This window comes from Pseudomonas sp. NY5710 (genome assembly GCF_013305665.1).
GTDB lineage: Bacteria > Pseudomonadota > Gammaproteobacteria > Pseudomonadales > Pseudomonadaceae > Aquipseudomonas > Aquipseudomonas juntendi.
Map to the genome: position 1 here is coordinate 399485 of NZ_CP045554.1, position 17670 is coordinate 417154.

Sequence of the window (17670 nt, forward strand, 5' to 3'; positions counted from 1 at the left end):
ATAGACCCTGTGGGAGCGGGCGTGCCCGCGAAAGCGTCAGCTCAGGCAACCCCATTGCCTGGCCGGGCCCTTTCGCGGGCATGCCCGCTCCCACAGGGTATTGTTTTTATTGAGCTTGGCATAAACGCCATTTTTCGTGGCGCAAATGGCACTATCGTCCCTCCTTGACAGAAGCCGGAGCTAAACGTAAGTTTCAAACAACTGTTTGACAGACGCCGCGGCGCACGCGGGTCACCCCACAGAAATCACCTAGAGGTTCATCGCAATGCCTGACTACAAAGCCCCCTTGCGTGATATCCGCTTCGTTCGCGACGAGCTGCTCGGTTACGAGGCGCACTATCAGAGCCTGCCGGGTTGCCAGGACGCAACGCCCGACATGGTGGACGCGATTCTTGAAGAAGGTGCGAAGTTCTGTGAGCAGGTACTGGCGCCGCTGAACCGTGTGGGTGACCAGGAAGGCTGCACCTGGAGCGAGTCGGGCGTGAAAACCCCAACCGGCTTCAAAGCGGCTTACGAACAATTCGTCGAAGGCGGCTGGCCCAGCCTGGCACATGATGTGGCGCACGGCGGCCAGGGCCTGCCAGAGTCGCTGGGCCTGGCCCTGAGCGAGATGGTCGGTGGTGCGAACTGGTCGTGGGGCATGTACCCGGGCCTGTCCCACGGTGCCATGAACACCATTTCTGCGCACGGCACCGCCGAGCAGCAGCACACCTACCTGACCAAGCTGGTGTCCGGCGAATGGACCGGCACCATGTGCCTGACCGAGCCACACTGCGGTACCGACCTGGGCATGCTGCGCACCAAGGCCGAACCGCAGGCTGACGGCAGCTACAAGGTGTCGGGTACCAAGATCTTCATTTCCGCCGGTGAGCACGACATGGCCGAGAACATCGTGCATATCGTGCTCGCGCGCCTGCCGGATGCACCGGCCGGTACCAAGGGCATTTCGCTGTTCATCGTGCCGAAGTTCCTGCCCAATGCCGAAGGCGGTGTGGGTGAGCGCAATGGCGTGAGCTGCGGCTCGATCGAACACAAGATGGGCATCCACGGCAACGCTACCTGCGTGATGAACTTCGATGGCGCCACCGGCTACCTGATCGGCCCGGCCAACAAAGGCCTGAACTGCATGTTCACCTTCATGAACACCGCGCGCCTGGGTACCGCACTGCAGGGCCTGGCCCACGCCGAAGTCGCGTTCCAGGGTGGCCTGAAGTACGCCCGCGAGCGTTTGCAGATGCGTTCCCTGACCGGCCCCAAGGCACCGGACAAGGCCGCTGACCCGATCATTGTGCACCCGGACGTGCGCCGCATGCTGCTGACCATGAAAGCGTTCGCCGAGGGCAACCGCGCGATGGTCTACTTCACCGCCAAGCAGGTGGACATCGTCAAGTACAGCCAGGACGAAGAAGAGCGCAAGAAGGCCGATGCCCTGCTGGCCTTCCTCACCCCGATCGCCAAGGCGTTCATGACCGAAGTCGGTTTCGAAGCGGCCAACCACGGCGTGCAGATCTATGGCGGCCACGGCTTCATCGCCGAGTGGGGCATGGAGCAGAACGTGCGTGATAGCCGTATCTCGATGCTGTACGAGGGCACCACGGGCATTCAGGCCCTCGACCTGCTCGGCCGCAAAGTGCTGATGACCCAGGGCGAAGCGCTGAAGGGCTTCACCAAGATCGTGCACAAGTTCTGCCAGGCGCAGGAAGGTGTCGAGGCGGTCAAGGAGTTCGTCGAGCCGCTGGCAGCCATCAACAAGGAATGGGGCGAGCTGACCATGAAAGTGGGCATGGCTGCCATGAAAGACCGCGAAGAAGTGGGTGCGGCCTCGGTCGATTACGTGATGTATTCCGGCTACGCCTGCCTGGCCTACTTCTGGGCCGACATCGCCCGCCTGGCCGCTGAAAAACTGGCCGCCGGCACCAGCGAAGCGGCGTTCTACACCGCCAAGCTGCAGACCGCGCGCTTCTACTTCCAGCGCATCCTGCCGCGTACCCGCACGCACGTGGCGGCCATGCTGTCAGGCGCCAACAACCTGATGGACATGGACGAAGAGAGCTTCGGCCTGGCGTACTGATTCAGCCGCTGTAGCCAGAACCCGCCTGCCCTTACCGGCAGGCGGTTTTTTTTTGTTCAGGCCCAGGCCACTCGACAACACCCTGGCCGATTTGAAATTCAACTGTTCGGGTACGCTGCCGATGAAATAAGGGCACAATGCCACTATTGATCTGCCGGGTCGGAGATTACCCTTGTTTCGTTTTAACGCTGTCCGTGCCAGCCACTTCCTGCCCTCGCTGCTGCTGCTGTTGGCAGGGCTCGCCGCAGCTTATGTGAGAGACCTCAGTGTGTTTTTCACATCGCTGTTCAATGTTCTGCCCACCTTGGTGCTGCTGCTGGGTGGCGCTTACTGCGCGGTGTATCGCCGGCAACGTGAGCTGTTTTTGATGCTTACGGTATACATCGCCTACTTTCTACTCGACACCCAGACCGACTTCTACCGCGACCACGGCCGTGTGCGCGAGGATGCAGCGGTGATATTCCACCTGGTATGCCTGCTGTTGCCGGCATTGTTCGGCCTGTATGGCGCCTGGCAGGAGCGCACCCACCTGCTGCAAGACCTGGTGGCCCGTGGCGCCGTGCTGTTTGCCGTGGGCAGCGTGGCAGTGGCCCTTGAGCAAAGCTACCCGGAGGCGCTGCTGACCTGGTTGGCGGAGATTCGCTGGCCGACCTTGCATGGCCAATGGATGAGCCTGATCCAGTTGGCCTACCCGCTGTTCGCGGGGGTGTTCATCCTGCTGGTGGTGCAGTACCTGCGCGCGCCGAGGCCGTTGCACGCGGCCCAGATCATCGGCCTTCTCGGCATTTTCTGGATGCTGCCGCAAACGTTCATCCTGCCGTTCACGCTGAACATCATGTGCAGCCAGGTAATGTTGATGATCGCCGCAGCGGTTGCGCACGAGGCCTACCAGATGGCCTTCCGCGACGAGCTGACCGGTTTGCCCGGCCGGCGTGCGTTGAACGAGCGCATGCAGCGGCTGGGTCGCAACTATGTCATCGCCATGACCGACGTTGACCACTTCAAGAAATTCAACGACACGCACGGTCACGATGTCGGCGATCAGGTGTTGCGCCTGGTGGCCAGCCGTTTGGCCAAGGTCACCGGTGGTGGGCGTGCCTACCGCTATGGGGGAGAGGAGTTCGCCTTGGTATTCGCGGGCAAGACCGCCGAGGAATGCGTGCCCCATGTGGAAGCGGTGCGCGAGGTGATCGCCAACTATGTGATGCACTTGCGCGACAAGTACAACCGCCCGCAAGACGATACCACCGGGCGCCAACGCCGCGCCGGCAGCAGCGGCGGCACGGTTTCGGTGACCATCAGCATTGGCGTTGCCGAGCGCCAGGCCGATCACCGTAACCCCGAAGCCGTGCTCAAGTCGGCCGACCAGGCGCTCTACAACGCCAAAGGCGCAGGGCGCAATTGTGTGGTGGTGCATGGCCAGCAATCGCGGCGTGGGGCTGTACGCACTGCGTGACCAAAATAGACTAATTGGTCGATTGATGACCCTATGTCTCGTAAATGTTGTTCGGTTACACTGGTATCAACCCCAGTGTCGCGGTACCCCGAGACCGCCCAGACCCCACTTGCGAGAGGTTGTCATGGCTGACTATAAAGCGCCCGTGCGCGACATGCGCTTCGTACTGAATGAAGTGTTCAACGTGGCTGAGCAGTGGGCGCAGTTGCCCGGGCTGGCCGAGGTCGTCGATGCCGATACGGCCATGGCCGTACTGGAGGAGGCTGGCAAGGTGACCGCCAAGACCATCGCACCGCTCAGCCGCGCGGCCGATGAAGAGGGCTGCCACTGGGACAATGGCGCGGTGCGCACACCGGCCGGCTTCATCGAGGCCTACAACACCTACGCCGAAGGTGGCTGGGTGGGCGTGGGTGGCGACCCGCTGTTCGGCGGCATGGGCATGCCCAAGGCCATTTCGGCGCAGGTCGAGGAAATGGTCAATGCCTCGAGCTTGGCCTTTGGCCTGTACCCGATGCTGACCGCCGGCGCCTGCCTTTCGATCAACGCCCACGCCAGCGAGGCGCTGAAGGAAAAGTATCTGCCGAACATGTATGCCGGGGTATGGGCTGGCTCCATGTGCCTGACCGAACCGCACGCGGGTACCGACCTGGGCATCATCCGCACCAAAGCCGAGCCACAGGCAGACGGCAGCTACAAGGTCAGCGGTACCAAGATCTTCATCACCGGCGGCGAGCACGACCTGACCGAGAACATCATCCACCTGGTGCTGGCCAAGTTGCCGGATGCGCCGGCTGGGCCGAAGGGCATCTCGCTGTTCCTGGTGCCCAAGTTCATGGTGAACGAGGATGGCAGCCTCGGCGCGCGCAACCCGGCCACCTGTGGCTCCATCGAGCACAAGATGGGCATTCAGGCGTCGGCTACCTGCGTCATGAACTTCGACGAGGCTGTGGGCTATATCGTCGGTGAGCCGAACAAAGGCCTGGCAGCCATGTTCACCATGATGAACTACGAGCGCCTGGGGGTGGGTATCCAGGGGCTGGCGACGGCCGAGCGTTCCTACCAGAATGCCGTGGAGTACGCGCGTGACCGTTTGCAAAGCCGTGCTCCCACCGGCCCGCAAGCCAAGGACAAAGCCGCCGACCCGATCATCGTCCACCCGGATGTGCGGCGCATGCTGTTGACCATGAAGGCACTCATCGAGGGTGGCCGCGCGTTTTCCACCTATGTGGCCATGCAACTGGACAGTGCCAAGTACAGCGAAGACCCTGGCGTGCGCAAACGCAGCGAAGAGCTGGTGGCATTGCTTACGCCGGTGGCCAAGGCCTTCCTGACCGACCTGGGCCTGGAGTGCGCGGTGCACGGCCAGCAAGTGTTCGGCGGGCATGGCTACATCCGTGAATGGGGCCAGGAGCAACTGGTGCGTGATGTGCGCATTACCCAGATCTACGAGGGCACCAACGGCATTCAGGCCCTCGACCTGATGGGGCGCAAGGTGGTGGCCAGCGGCGGCGCTTACTACACGCTGTTCTCAGACGAAATTCGCCAGTTCATGGCCAGTGCGGGTAGCGAGCTGGAAGAGTTCACCCGGCCACTGGGCGCTGCGCTCGGCCAACTGGATGGGCTGACTGAATGGGTACTGCAGCAGGCCAAGGGCAACCCGAATGAAATTGGCGCGGCATCGGTCGAGTACCTGCATGCCTTTGGCTATGTCGCTTATGGCTACATGTGGGCATTGATGGCGCGGGCAGCGAAGGCGGGTGAGGGCGACGAGGCGTTCTATTCGGGCAAGCTGGGCACGGCGCGGTTCTACTTCGCCCGCTTGCTGCCACGGGTGGATTCGCTGGTGGCCTCGGTGAAGGCGGGCAGTGAGTCGCTTTACCTGCTGGGTGCCGAGCAGTTCTAGCTGATTCAGGGGCCGCCCAGCGGCCCCTGTGCTTCGCGTATCTGCGAATACCGCACCTGTGTAAGCCTTTTCCTACACAACGTGGTGACTTTTCACCACTGTTCTCAGATTGGATCCACGGTTAATCTTTACCACATGGACGTTGCGCAGGAAGCGCAAAGGACAGATCAAGGATGGCGACGAAGGACCACCTGCCAGGAAGGCGGGGCGATACGGATGTCACAGGGAAACAGTCTGGAAAACCCCGCTTCGGCGGGGTTTTCTTTGCGCGCGTGTTTTATCAGGCCAGCACATCCAGCGGTGATGCGCCCAGCTGTCGCGCGTCCGTCTCTTCTTCCAGCAGCGTACGCAGCAGTTCGACCGATGCCTGCTGGCGCTGGGCATCGCGGAACACCAGCCCCACCTTCAGCGGTACACGCGGCTCGCTCAGGGGCTTCCACAACAGCCCTTGGTCGTCCTCGGCGGCGTCTTTGGCCCGGCCTGGCAGAATGGTTGCCAGCGCGGTGTGCGCCAGGCTGTCGAGAATACCCGCCATGTTGTTCATCTCGGCCTGCACCTGCGGCCGCCGCCCCTGGCTGGCTAACTGGGCTTGCCAGATCTGGCGGATCTGAAACTCCTCGCCCAGCATCAGCATGGGCAACTCGGCCGCCTGGCGTATGGACACCTTCTTGAAATCCTTCAACGGGTGGGTGGCGGGTATCACCAACTGCAGCTCGTCCTCGTACAGCAACAGGCCATGCAAGCCGGGCTGGCGTGGCGGCAGGTAGCTGATGCCGATGTCCAGGCTGCCGTTGAGCAGGCGCCGCTCGATCTCCAGCCCCGATAACTCGTAGATCTGCACCACCAGGTGGGGTTGGGCCTTGCGCAGCCGTTCGAGCAACTGCGGCACCAGGCTGGGGCGTACCGTTTGCAGCACTCCGATGGCCAAGGTGCGCAAAGACTGGCCCTTGAAGTTGCGCATGGCCTCGTGGGCACGCTGCAGGCCATCGAGCAGCGGCAGGGCATGGTTGTACAGGGTATGGGCCGCCAGGGTCGGCAGCAGGCGCTTGTTGCTGCGCTCGAAAAGGCTCAGGTCCAGGCTGTGTTCCAGTTGGCGGATCTGTTGTGAAAGCGCTGGCTGTGACAGCGACAGGCGCTCGGCGGCGCGGCCGACGTGGCCCTCTTCGTACACCGCGACGAAATAACGCAGTTGGCGAAAATCCATAAGTAATGCTTATCGAAAATACTGGAAAATCGAAATGGCCGGAACCCCTCGTGGCGCCTAGTCTATAGCCGTATTCCAACGGGTTACAGCGCTGAATCAGTCGATTGTTACCGCGGATGAGAAACACTTTTGATAGGCAAGACAAAATAATGAGCGGCGGCGCCAAGACCGCCCTTTGCTCGCCCCTTACCGTGCATTGGCTGGAGCCCCGATGAACCTGTTCAACCTGCGCCGCTCGGCCCCGACCGCCTTGGCCGAGCCCAAGCCTGTGCCGGTGCGTGTGCCACCTGCTGCCGAGTTGTCGCGTGACTGCCTGATGCCAGGGGCCGAACGCCCTGCGCAGGTGTTCGTACGCGGGCAGGGCTCCTGGTTGTGGGACGATGCCGGGCATGCCTACCTGGACTTCACCCAGGGCGGCGCAGTGAACAGCCTGGGCCATAGCCCCAGCGTGCTGGTCAAGGCGTTGGGCAGCCAGGCCCAGGCGCTGATCAACCCGGGCGCGGGGTTTCACAGCCGTGGCCTGCTGGCGCTGGCCAACCGCCTTTGCCAGAGCACTGGCAGCGACCAGGCCTACCTGCTCAACAGCGGTGCCGAAGCCTGTGAAGGGGCGATCAAGCTGGCGCGTAAGTGGGGCCAACTGCACCGCAATGGCGCCTATCACATCATCACCGCCAGCCAGGCCTGCCATGGCCGCAGCCTGGGCGCGCTGTCTGCGTCCGACCCGTTGCCCTGCAACCGCTGTGAACCGGGCCTGCCCGGGTTCAGCAAGGTGCCGTTCAATGACCTGGCGGCGCTGCACGCCGAAGTGGATTCGCGCACTGTGGCCATCATGCTGGAGCCGGTGCAGGGCGAGGCCGGGGTAATTCCGGCGACCCGCGAGTACCTCAAGGGCGTGGAAACCCTCTGTCGTGAGCTGGGCATCCTGCTGATCCTCGATGAGGTACAGACTGGCATCGGGCGCTGTGGGGCGTTGCTGGCCGAAGAGACCTATGGCGTGCGTGCCGACATCATCACCCTGGGTAAAGGCCTGGGCGGTGGTGTGCCATTGGCCGCGTTGCTGGCCCGCGGTACGGCGTGCTGCGCCGAACCGGGCGAGCTGGAGGGCAGCCACCACGGCAATGCGCTGATGTGCGCTGCGGGCCTGGCTGTGCTGGATACCGTACTGGAGCCCGGCTTCTTCGGCCAAGTGCAGGACCACGGCCGCCACCTGCGCGACGGCCTGAGCCGCCTGGCTGGGCGTTATGGCCAGGGCGAAGTACGCGGGCAAGGGCTGCTGTGGGCGCTGCAGCTGAAGGAAAACCAGGCGCGTGAACTGGTGGCCGCGGCCCTGCACGAAGGCTTGCTGCTCAATGCCCCACAAGCGGATGTGGTGCGTTTCTCTCCGGCGCTGACCGTGAGCAAGGGCAATATCGACGAAATGCTGCTGCGACTGGCACGCGCCTTTGCCCGCCTGCATGCGCAGCAGCATGCGCGCCGCGAAGTGCCGGCGTAAGTGTCGGCGTAAGCGGCACGTTACCCAATTCTACGAACCGTCTGGCGTTCCTGCGCATCGCCCCTGGCCTGTTCCATTCGGCCCGGGGCGTTTTTTTTGCCTGTGGAACCTCCAGGACCAGCGGCTAGTCTGTGTTGTAACCCCTTCAGGAGAGACTCGCATGGACTTTATCCGCATCATCATCGCCATTATCTTGCCGCCGCTCGGGGTGTTTCTGCAGGTTGGGTTTGGCGGGGCGTTCTGGCTGAACATTCTGCTGACCCTGCTGGGGTACATTCCAGGGATCGTGCATGCGGTGTACATCATCGCCAAGCGTTAGCCTGCCCAGGCTTCATTACCGGCAAGCCGGGCTCCCACAGGTTGGACTGCCCCCAAGAAGTTGGACACCAATCCAATTTCTTGGGGTGTCCATATGAGCAAGTACTCAGACCAATTCAAGCTTACAGCCGTTCATGCCTACCTGGAGGGTGGTGAAGGTTTCCGAAAAGTAGCCCAGCGACTTGCAGTGGACTTCAGCCTGCTGCGGCGCTGGGTCTCCAGCTTCCAGAAACATGGCCAGTTCAGTCTGCGTAAACCAGGCCAGCGGTACAGTGCGACCTACAAGCGCTCAGTCCTTGAGTACATGCACAAGCATCAGCTTTCCTTGCGCCAGACCGCCGCCCATTTTGGTCTTGGTCAGTCTTCGCAGATAGGCATTTGGGCGCGGCAGTACTACAGTGGAAGTCCGGCTTCGCCTGCTCCCAAGAGAAGAAAACCTGCTGCCATGTCGAAAAAGCCTTACCCCATCAAACCCACAACCTCTGATGACACCGATAAAAGCCGCGACCAGTTGCTGGCTGAGCTTGAATGGCTGCGCATGGAGAACGCTTACCTAAAAAAGCTGGAAGAGTTGAAGAAGCAGGAGCGAAGGCAGCCCAAAAAACCCTGATCGTGTCTGCGCTCAAGGACAGGTTTCCCTTGGCCGCTGTTCTGGAGTTGGCGGATCTGCCGCGCAGTACGTTCTATTACCAGCTTCAAGCGCAGGCCAAACCTGATAAGCATGCTGCTCTGAAGCAGATGATTCAGCGTGTCTATCACGAGGAAAAAGGGCTTTACGGTTACCGGCGCGTTGCGATCGTGATCCGCAATGGCGGGACCTTGGTTAACAAAAAAGTGGTGGAGCGTTTGATGATCGAGCTTGATCTTCGCTCACTCGTGCGGCCGAAAAAATATCGGTCGTACAAGGGAGTCGTCGGCACCATCGCGCCCAACCTGCTGGAGCGAAACTTTATCGCCCAGCGCCCGAATCAGAAGTGGGTGACCGATGTGACCGAGTTCAAAGTGGCTCAGGAAAAAGTCTACCTCTCCCCCGTGATGGACTTGTACAACGCCGAAATTGTGGCCTACGAAGTGGCCAGCAGGCCATGCCTTGGGCTGGTTACCAACATGCTGGGCAAGGCCTTCAAGCGCCTGGGAAACAAGCCGAAACTGGTACTCCACTCGGATCAAGGCTGGCACTACCAACACTCGCAGTACCGCCACAAACTGGCCGAGCAAGGGGTGAAGCAGAGCATGTCACGCAAAGGAAACTGCTTGGATAATGCGGCTATGGAGAGCTTTTTTGGTACGCTTAAGTCCGAATTTTTCTACCCGCAGCGCTTCAAGAGCGTTGAAGAACTGAAATCCGGTCTGGATGAGTACATCCACTACTACAACCATGACCGCATCAAGCTAAAGCTCAATGGCATGAGCCCTGTGAAATACAGGGCTCATGCTGCAGGGGCTGCTAGCTGAAACTGTCCAACTTATTGGGGGCAGTCCAGGTTGGTGCAGTGTTCATAGCCTTCGCTGTACCTGTGGGAGCTGGCTTGCCGGCGATTGGGCTGCAAAGCAGCCCCCAAGGCTCAGCCTTCCAACACCCGGCAATAGAACTTCCACTCTTCTTCCAGCGCATGCGCCAGGTTCTGCGCCTTGCGGAACCCATGCCGCTCGCCCGCGTAGAAGTGCCCTTGCGCCTCGATCCCGTTAGCCTGCAACGCCGCCAGCATTGATCGGGTCTGCTCTGGCACCACCACCGCATCCAGCTCGCCCTGGAAGAAGATTACCGGCACCCTGATCTGCCCTGCATGCAGCAGCGGCGTGCGTTGGCGGTAGCGCTCGGCATCCAGGGCGGGGTCGCCAATCAGCCAGTCCAGGTAATCACCCTCGAACTTGTGCGTGGCACGCCCTAGCGCTATCGGGTCGCTGACCCCGTACAGGCTGGCACCGGCACGGAACACGTCATGGAACGCCAAGGCGCAGAGCGTGGTATAGCCCCCCGCGCTGCCGCCGCGGATGAACGCTTTGCGTGGGTCGACCAGACCCTGTGCTGCCAGGTGCCGGACCGCTGCACAGGCGTCGGCCACATCGCTCTCACCCCAGCGCAGGTGCAGTGCCTGGCGGTACGCCCGGCCATAGCCGGTGCTGCCCCGGTAATTCAGGTCGGCCACGGCAAAGCCGCGCTGGGTCCAGTACTGGATGCGCGGGTCGAGCACCGGGTAGCAGGCCGATGTCGGGCCACCGTGGATGAACACCACCAACGGTGCGGCCCCCTGCGAACGGGCCGCCGGGTAGAAGAAACCATGCGCCTGCTCACCATCACTGGCGTAGTGGAACGCCTGTGGCAGGCTGACGTGGTCGGCTGGCAGCACTTCGGCTCCACCGGCCAGCACGCGAACCTCGTGGTTGCTGCGGTCGATGGCAATCACCGCCGGCGGGCTGATGGGCGAGGCGGCGATGGCATAGAGGTGGTCGTTGTCTATGGCCAGGTTGCGAAAGCGGGTGTAGGCACTGGCGAAGCGCTCGGTGCGGCCATCGGCCCCGCGCACCCCCAGTTGGCCGAAGCCGTTTTCGAACCAGCTGGCCAGGTAGCTATGTGGGCCCAATGGCAACCAGGTGCAGGTGCCCAGCTGCCAGGGGGCCGCCGCGTGGTCTGCCTGCTCGGCAGGCATCGCCTGCCACTGGCCATCGACTTCGCCCCAAGGTTGCCAGAACCCATTGCGGTCGGACAGGCAGTACAGCCGGCCTTCGCCATCGAAACGCGGCTGCTGCAACGATTCCTCGGCTGCCGCCACGCACTGCGCGGGCAACCAGTGGCCACTGGCATCGCGCGTACGGCACATCAACCGGGTCACGGTCCATGGCTGTGCCGGGCGGTCCCATTCGATCCACGCCAGGCGCTGGCCGTCGCCACTCACCGTCGGTGCAGCATAGAAGTCGGCGCCTTCGGCAAGCACTTCGCAGCCGCCGTCGCGCAGCGCGACCAGGCGATGTTCGACCTGGCCGGCGTGGCGTTCTTCAACCGCCAGCACCTGGCCGTCGTGCCATTGCACATCGCCATAGCGGCAGCTGGCATTCTGCGTCAGGGCACGCGGTTCCAGGTCGTCCAGCGGCTGGGTGTAGACCTGCTGGTCCTGCTCGTTGACGAACACCAGCCCGTCGGCGCCCAGGCAGAAACTGCCACCGCCATACTCGTAGACCCGGCTGCGCACGCTGAAGCCATCCGGGGTCAGGCAGCGAGCCTGGCAGTACAACCAGTGCCAGATGCGGCAAGCCCCATCGGCTGGGCGAAATTCCAGCCAGAACAGCCCGTCGGCACCGACCTTGAGTTCGGCAAAGTCGGTGCCGGCGGCGACGGCCTGGGCCGCGCTGAATTCAGCCGCGGGCGATGACACGGGAGTTACGTTCATTGCGAAAGGTCATCTGTTCAATGGCGAGCTGGGCGCTTTCGGCCTCCTCGCGGGCCTTGAGAATGATGCCGTGGTCGGCCGACTTGGCGCACACCGGGTCGGCGTTGCGGGCGTCGCCGGTCAGCATGAAGGCCTGGCAGCGGCAGCCGCCGAAGTCCTTTTCTTTTTCGTCGCAGGAGCGGCACGGTTCGCGCATCCACTCGTAGCCACGGAAGCGGTTGAAGCCGAACGACTCGTACCAGATGTGGTGCAGGTCGTGCTCACGCACATTAGGGAACTGCACCGGCAGCTGGCGGGCGCCATGGCAGGGCAGTGCAGTACCGTCAGGTGTGATGGTGAGGAACAGGTTGCCCCAGCCATTCATGCAGGCCTTGGGGCGCTCTTCGTAGTAGTCCGGGGTGACGAAGATCAGCTTGCACGGGTTGCCTTCGGCCTTGAGTTTTGCGCGGTACTCGTTGGTGATGCGCTCGGCACGCTCCAATTGCGCGCGCGTTGGCAGCAGGCCAAGGCGGTTGAGGTGCGCCCAGCCATAGAACTGGCAGGTGGCAAGCTCGACGAAGTCGGCTTCCAGGGCGATGCACAGCTCAATGATGCGGTCGATCTTGTCGATGTTGTGCCGGTGGGTGACGAAGTTGAGCACCATCGGGTAGCCGTGGGCCTTCACTGCGCGGGCCATTTCAAGCTTTTGCGCAAAGGCCTTCTTCGAGCCGGCCAGCAGGTTGTTGACCTGCTCGTCGCTGGCCTGGAAGCTGATTTGGATATGATCCAGGCCGGCCTCCTTGAATTCGGCGATGCGCGCCTCGTTCAGGCCAATGCCGGAGGTGATCAGGTTGGTGTAGTAACCCAGCCGGCGGGCCTCGCCAATCAGCTCGGCCAGGTCCTGGCGCACCAGCGGCTCACCACCGGAAAAGCCGATTTGCGCGGCGCCCATCTGGCGTGCCTCGGCCATGACCTTGAACCACTGTTCGGTGCTCAGCTCCTGGCCCTGGGCGGCAAAGTCCAGCGGATTGGAGCAGTACGGGCACTGCAGCGGGCAACGGTAGGTCAGCTCGGCCAGCAGCCACAGCGGCAAGCCCACAGCGGGCGTTGGCGGCAACTCAGGCGAGGACGATCCAGTGTTCGGCACGGGCTACCTCCATGAACTGCTCGATGTCCTCGGCTACCTGGGGCACGCCGGGAAATTGCTGTTCGAGTTCGCTGATGATCGCTGCAACATCGCGCTGGCCATCGATCAGCCCACCGATCAGGCTGGCGCTGTCATTGAGCTTGATCATGCCTTCAGGGTAGAGCAGCACATGGCCTTTCTGCGCCGGTTCGTACTGGAAGCGGTAGCCGGGGCGCCAGTTCGGTACTTGGTTACGGTCGAAACTCATAGGGTGATCCCCTTGTGCCACACCCGGTCCTGGGTGACGGAGTGATAGGGCGGGCGGTTCAGCTCGTAGGCCATGCTCATGGCGTCGAGCATGCTCCAGAGGATATCCAGCTTGAACTGCAGTATTTCCAGCATACGCTCCTGGCCTGCGCGGGTGGTGTAATGCTGCAGGGTAATGGCCAGGCCGTGCTCCACGTCACGCCGGGCCTGGCCCAGGCGGGTGCGGAAGTACTCGTAGCCGGCCGGGTCGATCCACGGGTAGTGTTGCGGCCAGCTGTCCAGGCGCGACTGGTGGATTTGCGGGGCGAACAGTTCGGTCAGCGAGCTGCTGGCCGCTTCCTGCCAGCTGGCGCGGCGGGCGAAATTGACGTAGGCGTCTACGGCAAAGCGCACGCCGGGCAGTACCAGCTCTTGCGAGCGCAACTGGTCGGGGTCCAGCCCCACCGCCTGGCCCAGGCGCAGCCAGGCCTCGATACCGCCGTCCTCGCCGGGGGCACCGTCGTGGTCGAGCAGGCGCTGTATCCACTCGCGGCGCACTTCGCGGTCAGGGCAGTTGGCCAGGATCGCGGCATCCTTCATGGGGATGTTGACCTGATAGTAGAAGCGGTTCGCGACCCAGCCCTGGATCTGCTCGCGGCTGGCCCGGCCCTGGTACATCGCCACATGATAGGGGTGATGGATATGGTAAAAGGCGCCCTTGGCGCGCAGGGCCTGCTCGAACTCTGCAGGGGACATTGGCAGTGCATCGCTCATTCGGCTCGCTCCTGTAAAACGCTTAACTGGCCTGGCAATTCACCCCTGTGGGAGCGGGCATGCCCGCGAACACCGGCCAAGCCGATGCCATGAACTGTATTGGCTGCTTCGCGGGCATGCCCGCTCCCACAGGGGTTTAGTGTCGTCTGGCCGTCTGTATTTACAACTCGATACTCATGCCGTCGAAAGCCACTTCCACGCCACGGCGCAGTACTTCGGCGCGTTCGGGCGATGCTTCATCAAGTATCGGGTTGGTGTTGTTGATGTGGATAAGCACTTTGCGCTGGCGTGGGAAGCCATCGAGCACTTCCAGCATGCCGCCGGGGCCGTTCTGCGCCAGGTGGCCCATCTCGCGCCCGGTGCGGGTACCAACGCCACGGCGCTGCATTTCATCGTCTTCCCACAAGGTGCCGTCGACCAGCAGGCAGTCGGCGCCGTGCATCATCGCCAGCAGCTTGTCATCGACCTGGCCCAGGCCAGGGGCGTAGAACAGCTTGCCGCCGGTACGGGTATCTTCGACCAGCAAGCCAAGGTTGTCGCCTGGGTGGGGGTCGAAGCGGTGCGGCGAGTAGGGCGGTGCGGCGCTGCGCAGCGGGAAGGGCGTGAAGCGCAGGTTGGGGCAGGCGTCGATCACAAAGCTGCCTTCGAGCTCGATGCGGTTCCACTGCAGCCCACCGTTCCAGTGGCTGAGCATGTTGAACAGGGGGAACCCGGTGGTCAGGTCCTGGTGGACCATGTCGGTGCACCACACCTGGTGCGGGCAGCCTTCGCGCAGGCTGAGCAGCCCAGTGGTGTGGTCGATCTGGCTGTCCAGCAGCACGATGGCGTTGATGCCGGTATCGCGCAGAGCCCGGGCTGGCTGCATGGGCGCAAAGGCTTGCAGCTGCGCGCGGATGTCGGGCGAGGCATTGCACAGTACCCAGTGCACGCCGTCGTCGGACAGGGCGATGGACGACTGGGTGCGCGCCGTTGCACGCAGGGTGCCGTCACGGTAACCCTTGCAGTTGACGCAATTGCAGTTCCACTGCGGGAACCCGCCACCGGCGGCGGAGCCGAGAACCTGGATATACATGGCCACTCTCTATGCTGTGCGAAATCCGTATCTTGAAAACGAAAACGCCCCGGCAGGCCGAGGCGTGGAACCGTAAGCCGGGCTTAGCGGTTAGCGAAGTACATGGTGACTTCGAAGCCGATACGCAGATCAGTGTAAGCAGGTTTGGTCCACATGGAGTTACTCCTTCCGGATGGGTTTGGGTTTGCTCAGCTACTACTTGGGTACCGCCATGCGCAGGAGGTTCCCAGAACTGGGATTGCGCTATCTTACAAGAAAAATTTGTACCGAAAGGTTAATTATTCGAAAAGTGCCATTGCACTTTGCGTAACAATCATGGGCTTTCGCCCTGCCAGGAAGTGTCTGGCGCGGCAGCGTTGGCCAGGCAAAGCCAGACAGCACCCGCATCGAGCAGGTTGCTGAGCAACTGGTCCAGATCCGTCTGCCGCGTGTTCAGGATAGACCTGCGCAGGCCATCGAGCTGGCCTGGTTGTGTAGCCAGGTGTGTCTGCCATGCCCACTCGGTGACCTCCGCGTTGGCCATGGCCGGCTCGGCAAATTGGTCGGCCAAGGCCTGGCGAATCCCGGCGTCAAGGGTAACGCCCTGGCGCAGCAGGGCCGTCAGGTGGTCAAGGACCTGAACCTGGTCCGTGTGCGGAGACTGCACACCGAACAACAGGCCACCCACGCCCTCGATCTGGCGAAAGGCACTGAATACCGCGTAGCCCAGTTGCAGTTCCACCCGCAGCCTTTGGTACACCGGGCCTTGCAGTAATTGGGCGAGCACGCGGCCGCGGGCTTCGTCTGCCGCAGCCAGTGGGCAGAACAGCAGCAGGGCGTGTTCACTGCCTGGTGCGCTAACGTGGTACCAGCGCTTGCTGGCCCAGCTGGGTGCCGGCGTAGGCCGCGCGCCTTGGCCGGGGCACTGCTGCACGGCAACACTTAGTGCGCCCAGCGCCCGGGCGTCGAAACCCGTGGCCAAGCCATGCCAGTGCGATTGCTGCCACAGGCTAGCGAGGTGCTGTTGCCCCAGCGAGCAATCCGGCGCTGTTTCAGGCAGGCCACCGGCTACCGCATCCGGCAGTTGCTGCAGCAACAGGCGGATGGGTATCAATGCTGGGGTCTGCGCGGGGCTGGCTTGCCAGCAGCTGGCAGGCGGTTCGCGCAGCAACCCCAAGGCCTGTTGCGTTGTGCGCAGCACCGCTGCTGGCTGCCCGGCGCAGCGCAGCTGCCAGTAAGCGCCGGCACTGGTGAATTGCAGTTGCAGCGAGGCGCGTTCACAACGTTCCTGCAACGGCGCCAGGGCCTGTTCGAGCACCCGTTTCAGCGGCTGGCGCAAGGGCGAAGGCACCTGCCAGCGCAGGTACAGCGCCGCGTACTGGCGCGAGGGCGGGAGCTGGCCACTGATGGTCAGCGCCGCCGGCAGCGGCTGCGCGTTGGCATTGGGCAGTTCGGCGCTGAGCAACGGGTCGGCTGGCGGCAATTGCCAATGGCCGCACTCGGCGCAGGGCAAATCATCAAGCAGCGCATCCAGCGCGTGCAGGCCTTGGGCATCCAGTTGGGCGAACGGCCGGCCTGCGCTGTCCCGGCGGGCTAGCTCCAGTGCGCTTGCGCTGTGCGCGCGGCTGCGCTGCAACACACCGAACTGCTGGTTCAGCGAACGGCGGTCGGTTTGGCGCATGAAACTGAACCAGCCGTGCAGCAGGTCGCGGGCTTCGTCCGGGCAGGCGTTGGCACTGAGCTTGAGGTCGAGGTGCCACAGCAACTGACCGGCGAATGCATACAGTGTTTCAGCTTTGAAACTGTGCAGCCAGCCACGCTCACGCAGGGTGCCCAGCCAGGTACCGGGGCGGCTGTCTTCAAGGCCGGTGGCCAGCAGCTCCAGCGCTTGCTCGGCGCCGTTTGGGAGGTGCTGGTGCGTGAACACCAGCGGGTCGGCCGCTGCCGACAGGCAGGGTGGCTGCGCCTGAGCCACAGGCCGCCCCACAGCGAATAGCCCGGCATGTTGGCGGCCGATTCGCTCCAGTTCAGCCAGCGGTTGTGGGCCGCACAGGCTCAAGGTGATCTGCCCGCCCTGGTAGAAGCGCCGGTGAAAACCGCCGAGCGCTTGCTGGAAGCGCGGATCCTGCAGGGCCAGGGTGTAACGGTTGCCGGCATGGAATGCGCCCAGCGGATGGCCAGGCGCGGCCGCTTGCAGCAAGGCGAACTGCTGCTGGGCCTGCGGATTGCGGGACCAGGCGATGAATTCGGCATGAATCACCTCGCGTTCGCGGCGCTGGCGCTCGCTGCCCAGGTCGGGTTCGGCAAGCATCTGGCACAGGCGCTCGAGGCCGCCGGCCAAAGCATTGGGTGGCACTTCGAAGAAAAAATCGGTAGTACGTTCGCGGGTGCTGGCGTTGACTTGGCCGCCGAGGGTTTGCACGTAGCGCATCAAGCCATCGTTCAGCGCAAAGCGGGAGGTACCGAGGAAGAACAGGTGTTCGAGAAAGTGCGCCAGGCCGGGCCATTTGGCGGGGGCATCGTGGCTGCCCGCGTGCACCCGCAGTGCGGCTGCCGAGCGCTTCAGGCGCGGGGCGTGGCGCAGGGTCAGCTGCAGGCCGTTGGCGAGGGTCAGGTGGCGGGTGGCGTCAGGCATGGCGGGCTCCGGTTGCTCGGTTTCCA

Annotated in this window: 14 protein-coding genes; 6 read left to right on the forward strand and 8 right to left on the reverse strand. The window is 63.0% G+C overall.

Annotated features, from left to right (window positions below; translation table 11 throughout):
• The first annotated feature begins 265 nt into the window (after nt 1–265).
• The 3 genes from GEV39_RS01760 (at nt 266) to GEV39_RS01770 (ending at nt 5430) form a co-directional block, all read left to right on the forward strand.
• Nucleotides 266–2071: a phenylacyl-CoA dehydrogenase gene (locus tag GEV39_RS01760; protein WP_173887393.1), complete on the forward strand. Its 1806-nt coding sequence runs from the start codon at nt 266–268 to the stop codon at nt 2069–2071.
• 172 nt (nt 2072–2243) lie between these two features.
• On the forward strand, nt 2244–3527 hold the full coding sequence (locus GEV39_RS01765; RefSeq protein ID WP_173887394.1) for a GGDEF domain-containing protein: 1284 nt from the start codon (nt 2244–2246) through the stop codon (nt 3525–3527).
• A gap of 124 nt (nt 3528–3651) precedes the next feature.
• The gene (locus GEV39_RS01770; protein WP_173887395.1) at nt 3652–5430 is read left to right on the forward strand and encodes an acyl-CoA dehydrogenase C-terminal domain-containing protein; all 1779 of its coding nucleotides are present in this window, start codon (nt 3652–3654) and stop codon (nt 5428–5430) included.
• A gap of 280 nt (nt 5431–5710) precedes the next feature.
• Here the strand turns inward: GEV39_RS01770 and GEV39_RS01775 are convergent, their stop codons facing one another.
• Nucleotides 5711–6634, reverse strand: a complete 924-nt coding sequence (locus tag GEV39_RS01775) for a LysR family transcriptional regulator (protein WP_173887396.1) — start codon at nt 6632–6634, stop codon at nt 5711–5713.
• Nucleotides 6635–6845: 211 nt separating this feature from the next.
• Between GEV39_RS01775 and GEV39_RS01780 the strand changes: the two genes are divergently transcribed.
• The 3 genes from GEV39_RS01780 (at nt 6846) to GEV39_RS01790 (ending at nt 9899) form a co-directional block, all read left to right on the forward strand.
• Nucleotides 6846–8126 (forward strand): aspartate aminotransferase family protein, encoded by a 1281-nt coding sequence (locus GEV39_RS01780; RefSeq protein WP_173887397.1) that lies wholly within the window; start codon nt 6846–6848, stop codon nt 8124–8126.
• Between the two features lie 160 nt (nt 8127–8286).
• Entirely contained in the window at nt 8287–8445 is a 159-nt protein-coding gene (locus GEV39_RS01785) for a YqaE/Pmp3 family membrane protein (protein WP_009681539.1), read from the forward strand.
• A 93-nt stretch (nt 8446–8538) separates the two neighbouring features.
• Nucleotides 8539–9899 (forward strand): IS3 family transposase gene (locus GEV39_RS01790; RefSeq protein ID WP_238706607.1). Its coding sequence is split into 2 segments (ribosomal slippage): nt 8539–9007 and nt 9007–9899, totalling 1362 coding nucleotides; the frame shifts between segments, so codons are not numbered across the junction.
• 110 nt (nt 9900–10009) lie between these two features.
• Here the strand turns inward: GEV39_RS01790 and GEV39_RS01795 are convergent.
• The 7 genes from GEV39_RS01795 to pqqF all read right to left on the reverse strand — a co-directional run bounded on the left by GEV39_RS01795 (nt 10010) and on the right by pqqF (nt 17644).
• A complete protein-coding gene (locus tag GEV39_RS01795) occupies nt 10010–11833 on the reverse strand; it encodes a S9 family peptidase (protein WP_173887398.1) in 1824 nt (607 codons plus the stop codon).
• Nucleotides 11799–12959, reverse strand: coding sequence for a pyrroloquinoline quinone biosynthesis protein PqqE (gene pqqE, locus GEV39_RS01800; protein WP_249414319.1), 1161 nt, complete (start codon nt 12957–12959; stop codon nt 11799–11801). The genes GEV39_RS01795 and pqqE overlap by 35 nt, the downstream gene beginning before the upstream one ends.
• The gene (gene pqqD, locus GEV39_RS01805) at nt 12931–13206 is read right to left on the reverse strand and encodes a pyrroloquinoline quinone biosynthesis peptide chaperone PqqD (RefSeq protein WP_173887399.1); all 276 of its coding nucleotides are present in this window, start codon (nt 13204–13206) and stop codon (nt 12931–12933) included. Before pqqD ends, pqqE begins: the two co-directional genes overlap by 29 nt.
• Nucleotides 13203–13958, reverse strand: coding sequence for a pyrroloquinoline-quinone synthase PqqC (gene pqqC / locus GEV39_RS01810; RefSeq protein ID WP_009682812.1), 756 nt, complete (start codon nt 13956–13958; stop codon nt 13203–13205). Before pqqC ends, pqqD begins: the two co-directional genes overlap by 4 nt.
• A gap of 160 nt (nt 13959–14118) precedes the next feature.
• Complete coding sequence (gene pqqB / locus GEV39_RS01815; RefSeq protein WP_009682811.1) at nt 14119–15030, reverse strand: pyrroloquinoline quinone biosynthesis protein PqqB; 912 nt, start codon at nt 15028–15030, stop codon at nt 14119–14121.
• Nucleotides 15031–15113: 83 nt separating this feature from the next.
• Nucleotides 15114–15185, reverse strand: coding sequence for a pyrroloquinoline quinone precursor peptide PqqA (pqqA, locus tag GEV39_RS01820; RefSeq protein WP_003243383.1), 72 nt, complete (start codon nt 15183–15185; stop codon nt 15114–15116).
• A 158-nt stretch (nt 15186–15343) separates the two neighbouring features.
• Nucleotides 15344–17644: a pyrroloquinoline quinone biosynthesis protein PqqF gene (gene pqqF / locus GEV39_RS01825; protein WP_173887400.1), complete on the reverse strand. Its 2301-nt coding sequence runs from the start codon at nt 17642–17644 to the stop codon at nt 15344–15346.
• Nucleotides 17645–17670: the final 26 nt, after the last annotated feature.